Source organism: Acidovorax sp. SRB_24 (assembly GCF_012931925.1).
On the sequence record NZ_MWOM01000150.1, the window covers coordinates 1 to 964 of the forward strand.

General features: G+C 69.7%; 1 protein-coding gene. It reads left to right on the plus strand.

The window, feature by feature from the left end; genetic code table 11:
• A partial coding sequence (locus tag B2J89_RS21135; protein ID WP_169170807.1) for an FAD-dependent oxidoreductase occupies positions 1-593 on the plus strand: 593 nt, incomplete at its 5' end.
• Positions 594-964 lie beyond the last annotated feature (371 nt).

The window sequence follows — 964 nt, forward strand, 5'->3', positions numbered from 1 at the left end:
CCGAACTGTTGGTCGTGGCCGCGGGCCCGGCAAGCAGCCAGTTGCTGGCCTCGGCCGGCGCCAGCGCCCTGCCGCTGCAGCCCGTGCGCGGCCAGCTGTCGTGGGGCCTGCAAGGCGCAGCGGCCGCCGGCCTGCCGCCGTTCCCGGTCAACGGCCATGGCGGCCTGGTGGCCCATGTGCCGGTGGCGGGCGGCCACGCCTGGCACATGGGCTCGACGTTCGAGCGCGACATCGACCACCTGCCGCTGAGCGACGCCGAGCGCGCCGCCGCGCACGCCAGCAACTGGCAGCAGCTGCAGGAGCTGCTGCCCGGCGCCGCGCCGGCGCTGCAGGCGGCGTTCGACCCCGCAGCGGGCGGTGCGCAGGCCGTGCGCGCCTGGGCCAGCGTGCGCTGCACCTCGCCCGACCGCCTGCCGATCGTCGGCCCGGTCGACGCGGCGGCGCTGCCCGGCCTGTGGGTCTGCACCGCCATGGGCTCGCGCGGGCTCACGCGCGCCGTGCTTTGCGGCGAACTGCTGGCCGCGCAGCTGCAGGGCGAGCCGCTGCCGCTCGACGCGCGGCTGGCGCGCGCGCTGTCCACGCTCAGGCTCTGAGTTCGCGCTGCTAGGCGCTCTCGATACAGGAGCTACCAGCACAGACGAATATTGGGTTTGAGGCGTTTTTGGCTTGAAATTTTTGCCAAACCGGCGCAGGCCGCTCTTTGGGATGCGGCAGCGTGGAGCGCCGGCCCCGCGCTGCGGTCGTGTAGCGCACCGACATATGCTTATGCACATAAGGGAAGCACAAAACAATCGTTTGCTTCCATAAGAAGGCCCTCTAAAGTGCGCGCCATGCACGACTGAGTGGCCTTATGTACCAATACACCGAATTCGATCAAAACTTTGTCCGTCTGCGCGCTGCCCAATACCGCGACCAGCTCGAACGCTGGCAGGCCGGCAAGCTCAGCGAGGACGAGTTCAAACCG